The sequence below is a fragment of the Trinickia dinghuensis genome, assembly GCF_003367175.1.
GTDB lineage: Bacteria > Pseudomonadota > Gammaproteobacteria > Burkholderiales > Burkholderiaceae > Trinickia > Trinickia dinghuensis.
This window is the reverse complement of sequence record NZ_QRGA01000032.1, coordinates 1-21,091: the sequence shown is the minus strand read 5'-3', so window position 1 is coordinate 21,091 and position 21,091 is coordinate 1. Positions and strand designations below refer to the sequence as shown.

Sequence of the window (21,091 nt, the reverse complement as noted above, 5' to 3'; positions counted from 1 at the left end):
GCCGAAGGACAAGGAAATGGTGATGCCGGGCGACAACGTGTCGATCACGGTGAAGCTGATCGCCCCGATCGCCATGGAAGAAGGTCTGCGCTTCGCGATCCGCGAAGGCGGCCGTACCGTCGGCGCAGGTGTCGTTGCGAAGATCATCGAGTAAGCCAGTTAATTCTCGTTGGTCTGTGGTTTCGGGGTTGGCTGCAGGGTCAACCCCAAATGGTTTAGGGGTATAGCTCAACTGGCAGAGCGTCGGTCTCCAAAACCGAAGGTTGGGGGTTCGATTCCCTCTGCCCCTGCCAAAATTCTGCGCCGGAATCGGTGCATGTTAGGGTGTTATGGCGAATCCTTCCGTCGAAGCTGTGGATACTTCCAGCGACAAGTTGATGGTTATCGCGGGCGTATTGCTGTTCTTGGCCGGATTCGTGGGTTTCTTCTGGCTGAGTGGCCAGGAATGGTATGTACGCGGCGCGGTGTTGGTTGTCGGCGTCGTGGCCGGTGTAGTGGTTGGTCTCCTGTCCTCCCCCGGTAAGGGTTTTATCGCTTTCGCCAAGGACTCCTACAAGGAAGTCCGCAAGGTTGTCTGGCCGACTCGCAAGGAAGCAACGCAAACCACGCTCGTAGTCTTCGGCTTCGTGCTGGTGATGGCGGTGCTGCTGTGGCTCAGCGATAAAACCATCGAATGGGTCATTTTCTCGGCGATTCTGGGATGGAAATGATATGAGCGATACTCCGGCATCTCCGAGCGGTAAGCGTTGGTATGTCGTGCATGCGTACTCCGGCATGGAGAAAAGCGTGCAGCGAGCGCTCCAAGAGCGTATCGAGCGCGCCGGCATGCAAGACAAGTTCGGCCAAATCCTCGTTCCGACTGAGGAAGTCGTGGAAGTGAAGGGCGGTCACAAGTCGGTGACCGAACGTCGTTTCTTCCCCGGCTATGTTCTCGTCGAAATGGAGATGACCGACGAAACGTGGCACCTCGTCAAGAACACGGCGAAGGTGACGGGTTTCATCGGCGGCACGCGCAACAAGCCGAGCCCGATTTCCCCGCGGGAAGTCGAAAAGATCATGTCGCAGATGCAAGAAGGCGTCGAGAAGCCGCGGCCGAAGACGCTGTTCGAAGTGGGCGAGATGGTTCGTGTCAAGGAAGGTCCGTTCACGGACTTCAATGGCAGCGTCGAGGAAGTGAACTACGAGAAATCGCGCGTGCGCGTCTCGGTCACGATCTTCGGCCGCGCCACCCCTGTCGAGCTGGAATTCGGGCAGGTCGAAAAGCTGTAACAGATTCCAACGGGTCGCCCGCTAGCGGGCGGTCCGTTTTCGCGCTTACGGTCCGCGTTATGGCCGTTGAGGAGCGTCAGTAGCCGCAGCGTACCGCGGCGAGCGCGCGCTACTACTCACTGAACGCTCACGCGTTCCAACGAGGTTTTCGACATGGCAAAGAAAATCATCGGCTTTATCAAGCTGCAGATCCCTGCAGGTAAAGCCAATCCGTCGCCGCCGGTTGGTCCGGCACTGGGCCAGCGCGGCCTGAACATCATGGAGTTCTGCAAGGCGTTCAACGCGCAGACCCAAGGCATGGAACCGGGCCTGCCCGTTCCGGTCGTGATCACGGCATTCGCCGACAAGAGCTTCACGTTCATCCTCAAGACGCCTCCGGCCACGGTGCTGATCAAGAAGGCTGCGAAGGTCGACAAGGGCTCGGCTAAGCCGCACACCGACAAGGTCGGCGTGATCACGCGCGCGCAAGCCGAAGACATCGCCAAGGCGAAGATGCCTGACCTCACGGCTGCCGATTTGGACGCCGCGGTTCGGACGATCGCTGGCAGCGCCCGCTCGATGGGCATCACCGTGGAGGGCGTGTAAATGGCTAAGATTTCCAAGCGTCTGAAAGCATTCGCGAACAAGGTCGACGGTCAGAAGCTGTATGCGATCGACGAAGCCCTCTCGCTCGTGAAGGAATGCGCCACGGCGAAGTTCGACGAGTCGATCGACGTTGCCGTTCAACTCGGCATCGATGCGAAGAAGTCGGACCAAGTCGTTCGCGGCTCGGTCGTGCTGCCCGCCGGTACCGGTAAGTCGGTCCGCGTGGCCGTGTTTGCTCAAGGCGAGAAGGCCGAGCAAGCGCGCGCAGCCGGCGCCGAAATCGTCGGCATGGAAGATCTCGCCGAGCAAATCAAGGGCGGCAACCTGAATTTCGACGTCGTGATCGCTTCGCCGGACACGATGCGCGTCGTCGGTACGCTGGGTCAGATCCTCGGCCCGCGCGGCCTGATGCCGAACCCGAAGGTCGGCACGGTTACGCCGGACGTCGCCACGGCTGTGAAGAACGCCAAGGCAGGTCAGGTGCAGTTCCGCGTCGACAAGGGCGGTATCATCCACGCCACGATCGGCCGTGCGTCGTTCGAGCCGGCAGCGCTGCGCTCGAACCTGTCGGCACTCGTCGAAGCGCTGCAAAAGGCCAAGCCGGCAACGAGCAAGGGCGTGTACCTGCGCAAGATCGCTCTGTCGAGCACGATGGGTGTCGGCGTTCGCGTCGATCAATCGTCGCTGGCCGCACAGCAGTAAGGAATCGATCGCGTCCGGCGCGGCAGTTGCCGGCCGGCGCGGTATTTAAGGGCTTTGGGCGGTCGTGAGAGGGCAGCATGCCTCGCACGGCCGGTTGTCAAAGACCGTTGGCGGAGTCGCAGCAGGTGGGCGTCTCCTTAATATGAGCCAACGCAGATGGCGAACCCGAAAAAGTTTTGTAGTGATGAACTCATGGGCCCGCGCAGCGATGCGTAAGCCGGTGAGCGAAATACTCCTAACCCTCGGACGCCGTTGTTGAACGCGGTGTATCGGGCTGAATGAAGCCTGGCGCACCGAATCTGGAGGTTAACCGTGCCACTGAACAAAGAAGATAAGCAGGCCGTCGTCGCTGAGGTCTCCGCGCAAGTCGCGAAGGCCCAGACGATCGTGCTGGCCGAGTATCGTGGAATCGCGGTTGGCGATCTGACGAAGCTGCGTGCGAAAGCGCGCGAGCAGAAGGTGTACCTGCGCGTGTTGAAGAACACGTTGGCGCGTCGCGCCGTCGAGGGTACCCCGTTTGCTCCGTTGGCAGAGCAGATGACCGGTCCTCTGATCTACGGCATCTCTGAAGATGCGATTGCTGCTGCCAAGGTCGTCAACGACTTCGGCAAGAGCAATGACAAGTTGATCATCAAGGCCGGCGCATACGAAGGCAACGTGATGGACAAGGCAGGCGTGCAAGCGCTGGCCAACATCCCGAGCCGGGAAGAGCTGCTGTCCAAGCTGTTGTTCGTCATGCAAGCGCCTGTTTCGGGCTTCGCGCGCGCACTCGCTGCGCTCGCCGAGAAGAAGCAGGGCGAAGCTGCCTAACCAGGCGGCGCATGGCGCACTTCGGTCGAGCGTGATTGATCGCCGGCTGTATCCGAATTCAATTTAGGAGTATTTCACATGGCAATCGCAAAAGAAGACATCCTCGAAGCCGTAGGCTCGATGTCGGTTCTGGAACTGAACGAACTCGTCAAGGCGTTCGAAGAGAAGTTCGGCGTGTCGGCTGCTGCAGTCGCAGTGGCAGGCCCCGCAGGTGGCGGTGCAGCCGCTGCTGTTGAAGAGCAGACGGAATTCAACGTCATCCTGACCGAAACGGGCGCCAACAAGGTTTCCGTGATTAAGGCTGTTCGCGAACTGACGGGCCTGGGCCTGAAGGAAGCGAAGGACCTGGTCGACGGTGCACCGAAGCCCGTGAAGGAAGCGGTGCCCAAGGCTGCTGCTGAAGAAGCGAAGAAGAAGCTGGAAGAAGCCGGCGCGAAGGCTGAAATCAAGTAAGGCCCCTCGCGTTGTGCGAAGGCTGGCGGTTTTTCCACCGCCGGCCTTTTTGTGCTTTGTGGGACTATGTTTTGCTAAGGCCTTCTGGCTGTGCGAAACGAAAGCCCCAGAGGCCAAAGAAAATTGTCAGGTCGCACGCCCACGGGCGCACGCCGAGCGGCATTTTTCTTTGTCTTCTGAAGCGACTGCAGAAGGCAAGTTTGGTCGGGCAGCGGGCAACACAGGCATCCGCTGCCGTCAGCCAGCGGTTGGTAGCGGCCAACCACCAAGCTTCTAGGCTCGTTCAAGCCTCAGGACGGCCATCGGGTCTCAGTCGGTGAACACTCGGGTTGTCTCATCTGGCGCCTATAGCCTCGACAACATGCCCGCCGTGATTCGGAGATCGTATGCAATATTCCTTCACCGAGAAGAAGCGCATTCGTAAGAGTTTTGCGAAGCGCCCCATCGTTCACCAAGTACCTTTCCTGCTGGCCACCCAGCTTGAATCATTCAGCACGTTTCTGCAAGCTGACGTACTCGCTAACGCTCGCAAACCCGAAGGTTTGCAAGCCGCGTTCACGTCTGTTTTCCCGATCGTTTCGCACAACGGTTTCGCGCGCCTCGAGTTCGTGAGCTACGCGTTGTCGCCGCCGGCCTTCAACATCAAGGAATGCCAGCAGCGCGGTCTCACCTTTTGCTCGGCCTTGCGCGCCAAGGTGCGCCTGGTCCTGCTCGACAAGGAATCGCCGAGCAAGCCCGTCGTCAAGGAAGTGAAGGAGCAGGAAGTGTACATGGGCGAAATTCCGCTCATGACGCCCACCGGCTCGTTCGTCATCAACGGCACCGAGCGTGTCATCGTCTCGCAGCTGCACCGTTCGCCGGGCGTGTTCTTCGAACACGACAAGGGCAAGACGCACAGCTCGGGCAAGCTGCTGTTCTCGGCACGGATCATTCCGTACCGCGGCTCGTGGCTCGATTTCGAATTCGACCCGAAGGACATCCTGTACTTCCGCGTCGACCGTCGCCGCAAGATGCCGGTCACGATTCTTCTGAAGGCCATCGGCCTCTCGCCCGAGCAGATCCTCGCGAACTTCTTCGTCTTCGACAACTTCACGCTGATGGGTGAAGGCGCGCAGATGGAGTTCGTCCCCGAGCGCCTGCGCGGCGAAGTCGCGCGCTTCGATATCAGCGATCGCGACGGCAACGTCATCGTCCAGAAGGACAAGCGGATCAACGCGAAGCACATCCGCGACCTCGACAACGCGAAGACGAAGTTCATCTCGGTGCCCGAGGATTACCTGCTCGGCCGCGTTCTGGCGAAGAACGTGATCGACGGCGACACCGGCGAAGTCATCGCGAACGCGAACGACGAAATCACCGAAAGCACGCTCGAGAAGCTGCGCGAGGCGAAGGTCAAGGACATCCAGACGCTCTATACGAACGATCTGGATCAAGGCCCGTACATCTCGTCGACGCTGCGCATCGACGAAACGACGGACAAGACGGCCGCGCGCATCGCGATCTACCGCATGATGCGTCCGGGCGAACCGCCGACCGAAGAAGCGGTCGAGGCGCTGTTCAACCGTCTGTTCTACAGCGAAGACGCGTACGACCTCTCGAAGGTCGGCCGCATGAAGTTCAACCGCCGCGTCGGTCGTGACGAAATCACGGGCCCGATGACGCTGCAGGACGACGACATCCTCGCGACGATCAAGATCCTGGTCGAGCTGCGCAACGGCAAGGGCGAAGTGGACGACATCGACCACCTCGGCAATCGTCGTGTGCGCTGCGTCGGCGAACTGGCGGAGAACCAATTCCGCGCCGGTCTCGTCCGTGTCGAACGCGCGGTGAAGGAACGCCTCGGCCAAGCCGAAAGCGAAAACCTGATGCCGCACGACCTGATCAACTCGAAGCCGATTTCGTCGGCGATTCGCGAGTTCTTCGGTTCGTCGCAGCTGTCGCAGTTTATGGACCAAACGAACCCGCTGTCGGAAATCACGCACAAGCGCCGTGTTTCCGCACTGGGCCCGGGCGGTCTGACGCGCGAGCGCGCGGGCTTCGAGGTGCGCGACGTGCACCCGACCCACTACGGCCGCGTGTGCCCGATCGAAACGCCTGAAGGTCCGAACATCGGCCTGATCAACTCGCTCGCGCTGTATGCGCACCTGAACGAGTACGGCTTCCTCGAGACGCCGTACCGCAAGGTCGTGGACAGCAAGGTGACGGATCAGATCGACTATCTGTCGGCGATCGAGGAAGGCCGCTACGTGATCGCGCAGGCGAACGCGGCGGTGGCCGAAGACGGCACGCTGACCGACGAACTCGTCTCGTCGCGTGAAGCGGGCGAAACGCTGATGGTCACGCCGGACCGCATCCAGTACATGGACGTGGCGCCGTCGCAGATCGTCTCGGTGGCAGCATCGCTGATTCCGTTCCTCGAGCACGACGACGCGAACCGTGCGTTGATGGGCTCGAACATGCAGCGTCAGGCCGTGCCTTGCCTGCGTCCGGAAAAGCCGGTCGTCGGTACGGGCATCGAGCGTACGGTGGCAGTCGACTCGGGCACCACGGTGCAGGCGCTGCGCGGCGGTGTCGTCGATTACGTCGACGCGGGCCGTATCGTCATTCGCGTGAACGACGATGAAGCGGTGGCCGGTGAAGTCGGCGTGGACATCTACAACCTGATCAAGTACACGCGTTCGAACCAGAACACGAACATCAACCAGCGTCCGATCGTGAAGGTCGGCGACATGGTCTCGCGCGGCGACGTCCTGGCGGACGGCGCATCGACGGACCTGGGCGAGCTCGCGCTCGGCCAGAACATGCTGGTCGCGTTCATGCCGTGGAACGGCTACAACTTCGAAGATTCGATCTTGATCTCCGAAAAGGTCGTGGCCGACGATCGCTATACGTCGATCCACATCGAAGAGTTGAACGTCGTCGCTCGCGACACGAAGCTCGGACCTGAGGAAATCACGCGCGACATCTCGAACCTGGCCGAAGTGCAGTTGGGCCGTCTCGACGAGTCGGGCATCGTCTACATCGGCGCGGAAGTCGAAGCCGGCGACGTGCTGGTGGGCAAGGTCACGCCGAAGGGCGAAACGCAGCTCACGCCGGAAGAGAAGCTGCTGCGCGCGATCTTCGGCGAAAAGGCATCGGACGTGAAGGACACGTCGCTGCGCGTGCCCTCGGGCATGAGCGGCACGGTCATCGACGTGCAAGTGTTCACGCGCGAAGGCATCCAGCGCGACAAGCGTGCGCAGCAGATCATCGACGATGAACTGAAGCGCTACCGCCTCGACTTGAACGACCAGCTGCGTATCGTGGAAGGCGATGCGTTCCAGCGTCTGGCACGTATGCTCGAGGGCAAGGTCGCGAACGGCGGTCCGAAGAAGCTCGCGAAGGGTACGAAGATCGATCAGGCGTACCTGTCGGATCTCGACCACTACCACTGGTTCGACATTCGTCTGGCCGACGAAGAGGCTGCCGCTCAGCTCGAAGCGATCAAGAACTCGATCGAAGAGAAGCGTCACCAGTTCGATCTGGCGTTCGAAGAGAAGCGCAAGAAGCTCACGCAAGGCGACGAGCTGCCCCCGGGCGTGCTGAAGATGGTCAAGGTGTACCTGGCCGTCAAGCGCCGCCTGCAGCCTGGCGACAAGATGGCCGGCCGTCACGGCAACAAGGGCGTCGTGTCGAAGATCGTTCCGATCGAAGACATGCCGTACATGGCCGACGGCCGTCCCGCCGACGTCGTGCTGAACCCGCTCGGCGTGCCGTCGCGGATGAACGTGGGTCAGGTGCTCGAAGTGCACCTCGGCTGGGCTGCGAAGGGTCTCGGCTGGCGTATCGGCGAAATGATGCAGCGCCAGGCGAAGGTCGAAGAGCTGCGCACGTTCCTGACGAAGCTGTACAACGAGTCGGGCCGCGCCGAAGAACTCGACAAGTTCTCGGACGACGACATCATCGAACTGGCGAAGAACTTGCGCGAAGGCGTGCCGTTCGCGACGCCGGTGTTCGACGGTGCGACGGAAGAGGAAATGTCGAAGATGCTCGACCTGGCGTTCCCGGACGACATCGCGCAGAACCTCGGCATGACGAAGTCGAAGAACCAGGTGCGTTTGTGCGACGGCCGCACGGGTGAGGCATTCGAGCGTACGGTCACCGTGGGCTACATGCACTACCTGAAGCTGCACCACCTTGTCGACGACAAGATGCACGCGCGTTCGACGGGCCCGTACTCGCTCGTGACGCAGCAGCCGCTGGGTGGTAAGGCGCAATTCGGTGGTCAGCGCTTCGGTGAAATGGAAGTGTGGGCGCTCGAAGCATATGGCGCTTCGTATGTGCTGCAGGAAATGTTGACGGTGAAGTCCGATGACGTGACGGGCCGGACGAAGGTGTACGAGAACCTCGTCAAGGGCGACCACGTGATCGACGCGGGCATGCCGGAATCCTTCAACGTGCTGGTGAAGGAAATCCGCTCGCTCGGCATCGACATCGACCTCGACCGCAACTAATCGGACTACGGAGAGAAGGCAATGAAAGCTCTGCTCGATCTATTCAAGCAAGTCCAACAAGAAGAAGTTTTCGACGCGATCAAGATCGGTCTGGCCTCGCCCGACAAGATCCGTTCGTGGTCGTTCGGTGAAGTCAAGAAGCCCGAGACGATCAACTATCGTACGTTCAAGCCCGAGCGCGACGGCTTGTTCTGCGCGAAGATCTTCGGGCCGATCAAAGACTACGAATGCTTGTGCGGCAAGTACAAGCGCCTGAAGCATCGTGGCGTGATCTGCGAGAAGTGCGGCGTCGAAGTGACGCTGGCGAAGGTGCGCCGCGAGCGCATGGGCCACATCGAGCTGGCCTCGCCCGTCGCGCACATCTGGTTCTTGAAGTCGCTGCCGTCGCGTCTGGGCATGGTGCTCGACATGACGCTGCGCGACATCGAACGCGTGCTGTACTTCGAAGCATATGTGGTGATCGACCCGGGCATGACGCCGCTCAAGGCGCGTCAGATCATGACCGAAGAGGATTACTACAACAAGGTCGAGGAATACGGCGACGAATTCCGTGCCGAGATGGGCGCGGAAGGCGTGCGTGAACTGCTGCGCGCGATCAACATCGACGAGCAGGTCGAAACGCTGCGCACCGAACTGAAGAACACCGGTTCGGAAGCGAAGATCAAGAAGTACGCGAAGCGCCTGAAGGTGCTCGAGGCCTTCCAGCGTTCGGGCATCAAGCCCGAATGGATGGTGCTCGAAGTGCTGCCCGTGCTGCCGCCCGAGCTGCGTCCGCTCGTGCCGCTGGACGGCGGCCGTTTCGCCACGTCGGATCTGAACGACCTCTATCGCCGCGTGATCAACCGGAACAACCGGTTGAAGCGTCTGCTCGAGCTGAAGGCACCGGAAATCATCGTCCGCAACGAAAAGCGGATGCTGCAGGAGGCCGTCGACTCGCTGCTCGACAACGGCCGTCGCGGCAAGGCGATGACGGGCGCGAACAAGCGTCCGCTGAAGTCGCTCGCCGACATGATCAAGGGCAAGGGCGGCCGCTTCCGTCAGAACTTGCTCGGTAAGCGTGTCGACTACTCGGGCCGTTCGGTCATCGTGGTGGGCCCGACGCTGAAGCTGCATCAGTGCGGCCTGCCGAAGCTGATGGCGCTCGAGCTGTTCAAGCCTTTCATCTTCAACAAGCTCGAAGTGATGGGCGTCGCGACGACCATCAAGGCGGCGAAGAAGGAAGTCGAGAACCAAACCGCGGTGGTGTGGGACATCCTCGAAGAGGTGATCCGCGAACATCCGGTGATGCTGAACCGTGCGCCGACGCTGCACCGCCTCGGCATTCAAGCGTTCGAGCCGGTCCTGATCGAAGGTAAGGCGATCCAGCTGCACCCGCTCGTTTGCGCGGCGTTCAACGCCGACTTCGACGGCGACCAGATGGCCGTGCACGTGCCGCTGTCGCTCGAAGCGCAGATGGAAGCGCGCACGTTGATGCTGGCATCGAACAACATCCTGTTCCCGGCCAACGGCGATCCGTCGATCGTGCCGTCGCAGGATATCGTGCTCGGCCTGTACTACGCGACGCGCGAAGCGGTCAACGGCAAGGGCGAAGGCCTGTCGTTCACGGGCGTCTCGGAAGTGCTGCGTGCGTACGAGAACAAGGAAGTCGAACTGGCTTCGCGCGTGAACGTGCGTATCACCGAAATGGTGGTGAACGAGGATACGTCCGAAGGCGCGCCGCAGTTCGTGCCGAAGATCACGCTGTATCCGACCACGGTCGGCCGTTCGATTCTGTCGGAAATTCTGCCGCCGGGGCTGCCGTTCTCGGTGCTGAACAAGCCGCTGAAGAAGAAGGAAATCTCGCGTCTGATCAACACGGCGTTCCGCAAGTGCGGTCTGCGCGCGACGGTGGTTTTTGCCGATCAGCTGATGCAGTCGGGCTTCCGCCTGGCCACGCGCGCCGGCATCTCCATCTGCGTGGACGACATGCTCGTGCCGACGCAGAAGGAAGTGATCGTCGGCGACGCCGCGCGCAAGGTGAAGGAGTACGACCGCCAGTACATGTCGGGTCTCGTCACCGCGCAAGAGCGCTACAACAACGTGGTCGATATTTGGTCGGCAACGTCGGAAGCGGTCGGCAAGGCGATGATGGAGCAGCTCTCGACGGAACCTGTGGTCGATCGCGACGGCAAGGAAGTGCGCCAAGAGTCGTTCAACTCGATCTACATGATGGCCGACTCGGGCGCCCGCGGTAGCGCGGTGCAGATTCGTCAGCTGGCCGGTATGCGGGGCCTGATGGCGAAGCCGGACGGCTCGATCATCGAGACGCCGATTACGGCGAACTTCCGCGAAGGCCTGAACGTGCTGCAGTACTTCATCTCGACGCACGGCGCGCGTAAGGGTCTGGCCGATACGGCGCTGAAGACGGCGAACTCGGGTTACCTGACCCGTCGTCTCGTCGACGTGACGCAAGATTTGGTCGTGACCGAAGACGATTGCGGCACGAGCAACGGCGTGGCGATGAAGGCGCTCGTCGAAGGCGGTGAAGTCGTCGAAGCGCTGCGCGACCGGATTCTCGGCCGCGTGGCCGTGGCCGACGTCGTCAACCCGGAGTCGCAAGAGACGCTGTACGAATCGGGCACGCTGCTCGACGAAACGGCTGTCGAAGAGATCGAGCGCCTCGGCATCGACGAAGTGCGCGTGCGTACGCCGCTCACTTGCGAAACGCGCTACGGCCTGTGCGCGGCCTGCTACGGCCGCGACCTGGGCCGCGGCTCGTCCGTGAACGTCGGCGAAGCGGTCGGTGTGATCGCGGCGCAGTCGATCGGCGAGCCGGGCACGCAGCTGACGATGCGGACGTTCCACATCGGCGGTGCGGCATCGCGTGCGGCGGTGGCGTCGTCGGTCGAAGCGAAGAGCAACGGTACGGTCCGCTTCACGGCGACGATGCGTTACGTCACGAATGCGAAGGGCGAGCAGATCGTCATCTCGCGTTCGGGCGAAGCGATGATCACCGACGATCACGGCCGCGAGCGCGAGCGTCACAAGGTGCCGTACGGCGCCACGCTGCTGCAGCTCGACGGTGCGCAGATCAAGGCCGGTACGCAGCTGGCCACGTGGGATCCGCTGACGCGCCCGATCATCACCGAGTACGGCGGTACGGTGAAGTTCGAAAACGTCGAAGAAGGCGTGACGGTTGCCAAGCAGATCGACGACGTGACGGGTCTTTCGACGCTCGTCGTGATCGACGTGAAGCGCCGCGGTTCGCAGGCCAGCAAGAGCGTGCGTCCGCAGGTGAAGCTGCTCGACGCGACCGGCGAGGAAGTGAAGATCCCGGGCACGGAGCACGCGGTGCAGATCGGCTTCCAAGTCGGCGCGCTGATCACCGTGAAGGACGGCCAGCAAGTGCAGGTGGGTGAAGTGCTCGCACGTATCCCGACCGAAGCGCAGAAGACGCGTGACATTACCGGCGGTCTGCCGCGGGTGGCGGAACTGTTCGAAGCGCGTTCGCCGAAGGATGCGGGCATTCTCGCGGAAGTCACCGGCACGACGTCGTTCGGTAAGGACACGAAGGGCAAGCAGCGTCTCGTCATCACGGATCTCGAGGGCAATCAGCACGAGTTCCTGATCGCGAAGGAAAAGCAGGTGCTGGTCCACGACGCCCAGGTCGTCAACAAGGGCGAAATGATCGTGGACGGTCCGGCCGATCCGCACGACATCCTGCGTCTGCAGGGTATCGAGGCGCTGTCGCGCTACATCGTCGACGAAGTGCAGGACGTGTACCGTCTGCAGGGCGTGAAGATCAACGACAAGCACATCGAAGTGATCGTGCGTCAGATGCTGCGCCGCGTGCAGATCGTCGACAACGGCGATACGCGCTTCATTCCGGGCGAACAAGTCGAGCGGTCGGACATGCTCGACGAGAACGATCGGATGATCGCGGAAGACAAGCGTCCGGCCACGTACGACAACGTGCTGCTCGGTATCACGAAGGCGTCGCTGTCGACCGACTCGTTCATCTCGGCGGCATCGTTCCAGGAAACGACGCGCGTGCTGACCGAGGCGGCGATCATGGGCAAGCGCGACGATCTGCGTGGCCTGAAGGAAAACGTGATCGTCGGCCGCTTGATCCCGGCCGGTACGGGCTTGGCGTTCCACAAGGCGCGCAAGGCGAAGGAATCGTCGGATCGCGAGCGTTTCGACCAGATCGCCGCGGAAGAGGCGTTCGAGTTCGGTACGCCGGAATCGGCGGCGGCGCCGTCCGACGAAGCGCCGGCCGACGTGCCGCATCAGCAACACCCGGCGGAGTAAGTCTGGGCGGCGCATCGCGCCGCTCGCCCAACCCGCTTACGCCAATGGCGCAAAAACCGCTCGGTTTCGACCGAGCGGTTTTTTTTTACCCGCGAGCGGGCGTCCGGGCCGCGCTGCGCCGGATAGGGGCGCAGCTGAGCATGGCCGAAAAGAACGAACACCTGTCCGAATTCGTCCGTCGCGAAAAGAATTAATTTGAACTGATAATCGCGGTGGCCATAAAAACAAAAAAAGGCCCGACCTCCGGTGATTTGTCGCGCTTTATTAAAAAGTCGAAAAATCCGACCGGCGAAATTGTTGGTGCAAATATCGATCGATATTCGGGAGGGCATGATGAAAATCGTTTTCACCGAGCCGGGCGTGGTCAAGCCGAAGCTCGCCACGGTGTGGGTTGGCCTTGCGGTCGTTACGCTTGCGGGGGTTGCGCCCCTTTCCTATGCAGGGCCCCTTCCGACAGGAGGAAATTTCGTCGCGGGAAGCGGATCGATTTCCACCAATGGCGCGTCGCTCACGGTTAATCAAACTTCCGGTCGCGGCATCATCGATTGGAATGATTTTTCAATTGGAAATGGGAGCCATGTCGCATTCAATAATGGGTCCGGTGCAACGCTGAACCGTGTTACGGGGACAAATCCGTCGGCGATTTACGGAACGCTCTCCGCCACGGGCAGCGTGTACTTGATCAACGCGCACGGCATCGTGGTTGGGCCGAATGGCCAGATCACCACGGGCGGGCGCTTCGTCGCCTCGACGCTCGATGCCGACAATACCGCCTTCATGAACGGCGGCGCGCTCACGCTGTCGGGCGCATCGAAGGCCGATGTGGTGAACCTCGGCCAAATCGGATCGACCAACGGCGACGTGTTTCTGATCGCGACGGGATCAGTCCAAAACTTCGGCAGCATCAGCGCGTCCAAAGGCACGGCCGAGCTCGCGGCGGGCAAGACGGTGCTGCTGCAGGATTCGACCAGTACGCGCCAGGTTTTCGTGCAGGCGGGCAGCGGCGGCAACATCGTGAACGGCGGGCTGATCGCGGCCGCGCAAGCGAGCCTGCAAGCGGCGGACGGCAACATCTATGCGCTCTCGGGCAATCACCAAGCGATTCGTGCGACGGGCACGGCGACGCGCGACGGTCATGTCTGGCTCGTCGCCGATACGGGGAATGTCTTCCTGGAGAGCGGCGTCGAGGCGAAGAACGCCGACGGAAGCGGCGGGACCATCGATACGACGGCCGGCAAGATCGAATTCAATCCATTCGGCGCGACGATGCAAGCGGGCCAGTGGAACGTTACGACACCGGGCTTCACGCTTGGCCATCTGGCGGCGAGCACGTTCTCCCGCAGCCTGTCGGCCGGAACGTCGATCGCCGTTCAGACGACGGGCGCCGGCGGAAACAGCGGCGACATCGACGTCGCGGCAAGCTTGGGCTGGACGGGCGCGGCCTCGCTCTCGCTGAACGCGTTCCGGAACGTGCAGGTCGAGCAGGGCGTCACGATCAAGAACGCCGGCGCCGGTAGCCTCGCTCTGCGAGCCGATGCCACCGCAGCCGACAACGCGGGGGGCGTCGTCAACGACGGCATCGTCGACTGGTCGAAGAGCACGGGGCTCGTCAATCTCTATCGCGACATGAACGGCGCCTACTCGCCGGGCACGCTGCTCGGAAATTCGGCGTGGACGTCCTTGCCCGATGAGGGCATCGTGTCGCAAATGACCGCGTACAAGCTCGTCAATTCGCTCGCCGATTTGGAGAACGTGTCGCAAGACCTTGCCGGCAATTACGCGCTCGGCCGCGACATCACGTTCGGCAGCGGCTACATCGACCAGATCGCCGGCGCATCGCCCTTCATGGGGCAGTTCGACGGAATGGGCCACACGCTAAACGGCGTGTCGATCAAGGCGGGATCGCAGGGGTTCTTCTACGGTTGGGGCGGGCCGCTGTTCGGCGTCATCGGCACCACGGGCGTCGTGCGTAACCTCGGGCTATCGAACGGTGATGGCGGCGTCGGCCATTGCTACTCCAGTGCGTGCTACCTCGGGGTGCTGGCGAGCGAAAACGATGGGCTCATCGCGCGCAGCTACTCGACCGGAGGCTTCTACTTCAACGACTTCGGGCCCGGTACGGGCTACTCCATCGGCGGGCTCGTCGGACTGAACACGGGAAAGATCGTGCAATCGTGGAGCGGCGCCTCGGTGTCGGGCCTGCCCGACTTCACCGGCGGCCCCGGCAACGGCGATCTTGGCGGTTTGGTCGCGAACAATACCGGCACCATCAAGCAGTCGTACGCGACGGGTTCGGTCAGCGGCGGCGGCTGGGCGTTCGTGGGCGGGCTCGCCGGGACCAGCAGCGGCACGGTCGCCGAGTCCTTCTCGACCGGCGCGGTTTCGGGCGGCGGCGGATCGTTCTGGTTCGGTCCGGGAGGGGCAGCCGGGGGCTTTATCGGGACGGGCAGCGGCGGCGGCGGCACCGACTACTGGAACGCGCAGACGTCGGGCATGCATGCCGATAGCGGCGGCGTGCCGGCGCCAAACGGACTGACGACGGCCCAGATGAGCACTGCCGCTAGCTTCGTCGGATGGGATTTCGGCGCAGGCGGCGCCTGGACGATGCCGGCCGGCGGTCAACATCCCGTGCTGCGGTGGCAGGCCGAATAGCGCCGCGAAAGGCGCTTTAGTCTTGCTCGGGCACCTGCGCAGGCAGGGGACAGGGGGCGCCCCTTTCCCCGTCCCTTGTTCTCGCCGTTCGGCGGCGGTTGCAAGGGACGCGAGCGTGGGGACGGCGCACCTGCGTCCGTGTCGTCGTACACTGCACCCCCCGGCCTGTTAGCGACGGACGCATTGCACGATCGGCCGGAAGGCCAACGCGTCTCAAACAGGTCCCGGCCGAAGCGAACGGGTTGGTAGAATTGCGTCCATCCGTCGTTTGCCGTTCAGATCGTCTACATGTCGCGTGCTCTAGAAATCCTCAACGAAGTTTTTGGCTACCCTGCGTTCCGAGGGCAGCAGCGCGATATCGTCGAACACGTCGCCGGCGGCGGCGATTGCCTCGTGCTGATGCCGACGGGCGGTGGCAAATCGCTTTGCTACCAGATCCCGTCGCTGGTTCGGCGCGAAGCGGGCCTGGGCGCCGGCATCGTCGTCTCGCCGCTGATCGCGCTCATGCAAGATCAGGTCGCCGCGCTCACCGAAGTCGGCGTGCGTGCAGCCTATCTGAACTCGACACTCACGGGCGCCGAGGCGGCGGCGACGGAGCGCGCGTTGCGCGACGGCGATCTCGATCTGCTGTACGTCGCGCCCGAGCGTTTGATGACGCCTCGTTTTCTCGATCTGCTGGAGCGCGCGCGCATCGGCTTGTTCGCCATCGACGAAGCGCACTGCGTGTCGCAATGGGGGCACGATTTCCGTCCGGAATACATGCAGCTATCGGTGCTGCACGAGCGTTTCCCGTCCGTTCCGCGCATCGCGCTGACGGCCACGGCCGATGCGATCACCCGCGACGAAATCGTGCATCGCCTCGCGCTCGACGAAGCGAGTGTGTTCGTCTCGAGCTTCGATCGGCCCAACATCCGCTATCGGATCGTCGAAAAAGACAACGCGCGTACGCAGCTGCTCGATTTCATCCGCGCGGAACATACGAACGACGACGGCACGACCGATGCCGGCGTCATCTATTGCCTCTCTCGTCGAAAGGTCGAGGAAACGGCCGATTGGCTCAAGACGCACGGCGTGCGTGCGCTGCCTTATCACGCCGGCATGGATTTCGAAACGCGGCAGCGCCACCAGGAGCTCTTTCAGCGCGAAGAGGGTGTCGTCGTGTGCGCGACGATCGCCTTCGGCATGGGCATCGACAAACCCGACGTACGCTTCGTCGCGCACCTCGATTTGCCGAAGAGCGTCGAGGGCTATTACCAGGAGACGGGGCGCGCGGGCCGCGACGGTCTGCCTGCGAACGCTTGGATGGCCTACGGGCTCGGCGACGTCGTCCAGCAGCGCAAGATGATCGACGAGTCGGAGGCCGACGAAACGCATAAGCGCGTCCAGACGGGCAAGCTCGACGCGCTGCTCGGGTTGTGCGAGACGTCGGCGTGCCGGCGCGTGCGTCTGCTGTCGTATTTCGGCGAGGCGAGCACGCCTTGCGGCAATTGCGATACCTGCATCGAACCGCCCGCGACGTGGGACGCGACGCGCGAGGCGCAGATGGCGCTCTCGTGCGTGTTTCGCGCGCGCCGCGCGAGCGGGTTTCATTTCGGCGCCGGGCATCTGATCGACATCTTGCGCGGCAATCGTACGGAAAAGGTGCGCGAGCGCGGTCACGACACGCTCAGCACGTTCGGCATCGGCGCCAGTTTGTCGGAGCCCGAGTGGCGCGGCATCTTCCGCCAGCTCGTCGCCTACGGCTATCTGACCATCGATCACGAAGGCTTCGGCGCATTCGTGCTGACCGAGGCCAGCAAGCCCGTGCTCAAGGGCGAACAAAACGTCACGCTGCGCCGCTACGTGAAGCCGACGCGCACGCGCCAGGCTTCTTCGCGCACGGGCGAGCGGGCCGATCCCACGGCGGGGTTCGGGCCGCGCGAGCGTGCGCGCTGGGAGCGGCTGCGCGCATGGCGCACCGATACGGCCAAGCACGACGGCGTGCCGGCCTACGTGATCTTCCACGATGCAACGTTGGCCGAGATCGCGCGCTCGGCGCCCGATACGATCGACGATCTGCGCCATATCCCCGGCATGGGCGCGCGCAAGCTCGAGCGCTTCGGTGACGAACTGCTCGAGGTGGTCGGCGCGGATTGAGCCGGGGAGATTGGGCGCGCGCGTGCCCCGCCCTCGCCCCGCCCAGCGTAAGACAGGCCGCCCCATCCCGGCCCCTCGCTGCCCCGCCAGCCATGGCGCTCCTCGCAAGCTATTGACGCGCTTGACCTTTTTGCCATATCATGCCGGGTTCCTGTTCTTGGCTTTGTGGCCGAGGGTGTTCGCGCACGCGTGAATCAGCCTTGGCTCGGATCCGGGCGGGAAGCTTGACACGCACCGTAGGCCGCTTTGCCCGGCAGGCGGTGCGGCGTTTTTATCAATTTCTGGAATACACAATGCCAACCATCAATCAACTGGTTCGCAAAGGCCGCACGTCGGAAACGACGAAGAGCAAGAGCCCGGCTTTGCAGGACTGCCCTCAGCGTCGCGGTGTGTGCACGCGTGTGTACACGACGACGCCTAAGAAGCCTAACTCGGCACTCCGTAAGGTTGCCAAGGTTCGTCTGACGAACGGCTTCGAAGTCATTTCGTACATCGGTGGTGAAGGCCACAACCTGCAGGAACACTCGGTCGTGCTGATTCGCGGCGGCCGTGTGAAGGACTTGCCGGGTGTGCGTTACCACATGGTCCGCGGCTCGCTGGATACGCAAGGCGTCAAGGATCGTAAGCAAGCTCGCTCGAAGTACGGTGCGAAGCGCGCTAAGGCAGGCAAGTAAGTCGCCTCGCCGAGTAGTCGAGTCGTTTTTAGGCGGTGGTGCCGGAATCGCCGGTGCTGTCGAGTAAGTGGTCACCCGTCCAAGCTGGTTAGTCGTCAAAGATAGATCGGGTTAGTTGGTGGCCGCGGGGCTCCAGGTTGAGCTCCAACTGAAAAGTCAAAGGAAGAAACATGCCGCGTCGTCGCGAAGTCCCCAAGCGGGAAGTGTTGCCGGATCCGAAGTTCGGTAACGTTGATGTAGCAAAGTTCATGAACGTGCTGATGCTCTCGGGCAAGAAGTCGGTGGCCGAGCGTATCGTTTATGGCGCTTTCGAACAGATCCAGACCAAGGGTGGCAAGGACCCGCTGGAAGTGTTCACGGTGGCGCTCAACAACGTCAAGCCGGTGGTGGAAGTGAAGAGCCGCCGCGTTGGCGGAGCGAACTACCAGGTTCCGGTCGAAGTGCGTCCGTCGCGTCGTATGGCATTGGCGATGCGTTGGTTGCGCGAGGCCGCGAAGAAGCGCAGCGAGAAGTCGATGGCTCTGCGTCTGGCCGGTGAGCTGTCGGAAGCCGCGGAAGGCCGCGGCGGCGCGATGAAGAAGCGCGACGAAGTGCACCGGATGGCGGAAGCCAACAAGGCGTTCTCGCATTTCCGTTTCTAAGCCCGACGCTTAGGTCGTAGCGGAAAAAATTCCGGGCGGGTGCGCTTATAAAGCGCCTCGCCCGTTTGTGTTAGGGCGCGAAGACAATCGAAACCTTCGTGCTATCCCAATAGAGGATCAAAGTGGCTCGCAAGACACCTATCGAGCGCTACCGCAACATCGGTATTAGCGCTCACATCGACGCCGGCAAAACGACGACGACCGAGCGCATCCTGTTCTACACCGGTGTGAATCACAAGATCGGTGAAGTGCACGATGGCGCGGCGACGATGGACTGGATGGAGCAAGAGCAAGAGCGCGGCATCACCATCACGTCGGCTGCTACCACGGCCTTCTGGAAGGGGATGGGCGGCAACTATCCGGAACACCGCATCAACATCATCGACACCCCGGGCCACGTCGACTTCACGATCGAAGTCGAGCGCTCGATGCGCGTGCTCGACGGTGCGTGCATGGTCTACTGCGCAGTGGGCGGCGTGCAGCCGCAGTCGGAAACGGTGTGGCGCCAAGCGAACAAGTACAAGGTGCCGCGTCTCGCGTTCGTCAACAAGATGGACCGTACCGGTGCGAACTTCTTCAAGGTCTACGACCAGCTGAAGACGCGTCTGAAGGCGAACCCGGTGCCCGTCGTGGTGCCGATCGGCTCGGAAGAGACCTTCAAGGGCGTCGTCGATCTGCTGAAGATGAAAGCGATCATTTGGGACGAAGCGTCGCAAGGCACGAAGTTCGACTACGTCGATATCCCCGCTGAACTCGTTGACACGTGCAACGAGTGGCGCGAAAAGATGATCGAATCGGCCGCCGAAGCCAGCGAAGAGCTGATGGAAAAGTACCTCGGCGGCGAAGCGCTGTCCGAAGACGAAATCGTCAAGGCGCTGCGCGACCGTACGATCGCTTGCGAAATCCAGCCGATGCTGTGCGGCACCGCGTTCAAGAACAAGGGTGTGCAGCGCATGCTCGACGCCGTGATCGACTTCCTGCCGTCGCCGGTGGATATCCCCCCGGTCAAGGGCGAGCTCGAAAACGGCGAGTCGGCTGAGCGCAAGGCATCCGACGAAGAGAAGTTCGCGGCGCTCGCGTTCAAGATCATGACGGATCCGTTCGTTGGTCAGCTGATCTTCTTCCGCGTCTATTCGGGCATCGTCAATTCGGGCGACACGGTCCTGAACTCGACGAAGGACAAGAAGGAGCGTCTGGGCCGGATTCTGCAGATGCACGCGAATCAGCGCGAAGAAATCAAGGAAGTGCGCGCCGGTGACATCGCGGCAGCCGTGGGCCTGAAGGAAGCGACGACGGGCGACACGCTGTGCGATCCGCAAAACCCGATTGTGCTCGAGCGCATGATTTTCCCGGAGCCGGTGATTTCGCAGGCCGTGGAGCCGAAGACGAAGCCGGACCAGGAAAAGATGGGCATCGCGCTCAATCGCCTGGCTCAGGAAGATCCGTCGTTCCGCGTCCAAACGGACGAAGAATCGGGGCAGACGATCATCTCGGGCATGGGCGAGCTGCACCTCGAAATTCTCGTCGATCGTATGAAGCGCGAATTCGGCGTGGAAGCGACCGTCGGCAAGCCGCAAGTTGCGTATCGCGAAACGATCCGCAGCAAGGCGGAAGACGTCGACGGCAAGTTCGTCAAGCAGTCGGGCGGTCGCGGCCAGTACGGTCACGCGGTCATCACGCTCGAGCCGAACGAGCAAGGCAAGGGCTACGAGTTCCTCGACGAGATCAAGGGCGGTGTCATTCCGCGTGAATACATCCCCGCGGTCGACAAGGGTATCCAAGACACGCTGAAGGCTGGCGTGCTGGCGGGCTTCCCGGTCGTCGACGTGAAGGTGCACCTGACGTTCGGTTCGTACCACGACGTCGACTCGAACGAAAACGCGTTCCGGATGGCCGGCTCGATGGCCTTCAAGGAAGCCATGCGCAAGGCGAGCCCGGTCATTCTCGAACCGATGATGGCCGTGGAAGTCGAAACGCCGGAAGACTACATGGGCAACGTGATGGGCGACCTGTCGGGCCGTCGCGGTATCGTCCAGGGCATGGAAGACATGGTTGGCGGCGGCAAGATCGTTCGCGCCGAAGTGCCGCTGTCGGAAATGTTCGGCTACTCGACGTCGCTGCGCTCGCTCACGCAAGGCCGTGCGACGTACACGATGGAGTTCAAGCATTACGCCGAAGCGCCGCGCAACGTCGCTGAAGCAATCATCAGCGCGAAAGCGAAGTAAGCCAACCGGCTTTTACATCGACTACTTTTTGAAAGAAGAGAATCATGGCTAAAGGTAAATTCGAGCGGACTAAGCCGCACGTGAACGTCGGCACGATCGGTCACGTCGACCACGGCAAGACGACGCTGACGGCAGCGATCACGACGGTGCTGACGGCAAAG

At 62.1% G+C, this 21,091-nt stretch carries 16 protein-coding genes and 1 tRNA gene; 16 read left to right on the top strand and 1 reads right to left on the bottom strand.

Annotated elements, in window-relative coordinates; genetic code table 11:
- From DWV00_RS33110 to rpoC, 10 genes are all read left to right on the top strand, one after another.
- Window positions 1-154: EF-Tu C-terminal domain-related protein (locus DWV00_RS33110; protein ID WP_445607720.1), on the top strand; the 154-nt coding region annotated here is incomplete at its 5' end.
- Window positions 155-217: 63 nt separating this feature from the next.
- Window positions 218-293: transfer RNA gene (locus DWV00_RS33105), tRNA-Trp, on the top strand.
- Between the two features lie 36 nt (window positions 294-329).
- A complete protein-coding gene (gene secE, locus DWV00_RS33100) occupies window positions 330-710 on the top strand; it encodes a preprotein translocase subunit SecE (protein WP_115537839.1) in 381 nt (126 codons plus the stop codon).
- Window position 711: 1 nt separating this feature from the next.
- A complete protein-coding gene (nusG, locus tag DWV00_RS33095; RefSeq protein WP_102611112.1) occupies window positions 712-1,269 on the top strand; it encodes a transcription termination/antitermination protein NusG in 558 nt (185 codons plus the stop codon).
- A gap of 153 nt (window positions 1,270-1,422) precedes the next feature.
- A complete protein-coding gene (gene rplK, locus DWV00_RS33090; RefSeq protein ID WP_115537838.1) occupies window positions 1,423-1,854 on the top strand; it encodes a 50S ribosomal protein L11 in 432 nt (143 codons plus the stop codon).
- The gene (gene rplA / locus DWV00_RS33085) at window positions 1,855-2,556 is read left to right on the top strand and encodes a 50S ribosomal protein L1 (protein WP_115537837.1); all 702 of its coding nucleotides are present in this window, start codon (window positions 1,855-1,857) and stop codon (window positions 2,554-2,556) included. It abuts the gene before it with no gap.
- A gap of 312 nt (window positions 2,557-2,868) precedes the next feature.
- Window positions 2,869-3,366, top strand: coding sequence for a 50S ribosomal protein L10 (rplJ, locus tag DWV00_RS33080; protein WP_115537836.1), 498 nt, complete (start codon window positions 2,869-2,871; stop codon window positions 3,364-3,366).
- Window positions 3,367-3,444: 78 nt separating this feature from the next.
- Complete coding sequence (gene rplL, locus DWV00_RS33075) at window positions 3,445-3,819, top strand: 50S ribosomal protein L7/L12 (RefSeq protein WP_115537835.1); 375 nt, start codon at window positions 3,445-3,447, stop codon at window positions 3,817-3,819.
- Between the two features lie 386 nt (window positions 3,820-4,205).
- A complete protein-coding gene (gene rpoB, locus DWV00_RS33070; RefSeq protein ID WP_115537834.1) occupies window positions 4,206-8,312 on the top strand; it encodes a DNA-directed RNA polymerase subunit beta in 4,107 nt (1,368 codons plus the stop codon).
- 21 nt (window positions 8,313-8,333) lie between these two features.
- Window positions 8,334-12,602, top strand: a complete 4,269-nt coding sequence (gene rpoC / locus DWV00_RS33065) for a DNA-directed RNA polymerase subunit beta' (protein ID WP_115537833.1) — start codon at window positions 8,334-8,336, stop codon at window positions 12,600-12,602.
- On the opposite strand, the gene DWV00_RS33840 is transcribed toward rpoC, so the two are convergent.
- The gene (locus DWV00_RS33840) at window positions 12,581-12,970 is read right to left on the bottom strand and encodes a hypothetical protein (RefSeq protein ID WP_147298036.1); all 390 of its coding nucleotides are present in this window, start codon (window positions 12,968-12,970) and stop codon (window positions 12,581-12,583) included. The two genes, rpoC and DWV00_RS33840, sit on opposite strands and share 22 nt — an antisense overlap.
- On the opposite strand from DWV00_RS33840, the gene DWV00_RS33060 reads away from it, so the two are divergent.
- The 6 genes from DWV00_RS33060 to DWV00_RS33035 form a co-directional block, all read left to right on the top strand.
- The gene (locus tag DWV00_RS33060; protein WP_115537832.1) at window positions 12,933-15,254 is read left to right on the top strand and encodes a two-partner secretion domain-containing protein; all 2,322 of its coding nucleotides are present in this window, start codon (window positions 12,933-12,935) and stop codon (window positions 15,252-15,254) included. The two genes, DWV00_RS33840 and DWV00_RS33060, sit on opposite strands and share 38 nt — an antisense overlap.
- 288 nt (window positions 15,255-15,542) lie before the next feature.
- A complete protein-coding gene (gene recQ / locus DWV00_RS33055) occupies window positions 15,543-17,390 on the top strand; it encodes a DNA helicase RecQ (RefSeq protein WP_115537831.1) in 1,848 nt (615 codons plus the stop codon).
- 293 nt (window positions 17,391-17,683) lie between these two features.
- Window positions 17,684-18,064, top strand: coding sequence for a 30S ribosomal protein S12 (gene rpsL / locus DWV00_RS33050; RefSeq protein ID WP_006053290.1), 381 nt, complete (start codon window positions 17,684-17,686; stop codon window positions 18,062-18,064).
- 170 nt (window positions 18,065-18,234) lie between these two features.
- Window positions 18,235-18,705 (top strand): 30S ribosomal protein S7, encoded by a 471-nt coding sequence (gene rpsG / locus DWV00_RS33045; RefSeq protein WP_006053291.1) that lies wholly within the window; start codon window positions 18,235-18,237, stop codon window positions 18,703-18,705.
- A 122-nt stretch (window positions 18,706-18,827) separates the two neighbouring features.
- Entirely contained in the window at window positions 18,828-20,930 is a 2,103-nt protein-coding gene (gene fusA, locus DWV00_RS33040; RefSeq protein WP_115537830.1) for an elongation factor G, read from the top strand.
- 44 nt (window positions 20,931-20,974) lie between these two features.
- Window positions 20,975-21,091 (top strand): GTP-binding protein (locus DWV00_RS33035; RefSeq protein ID WP_245965142.1); only part of this gene is annotated, 117 nt, incomplete at its 3' end.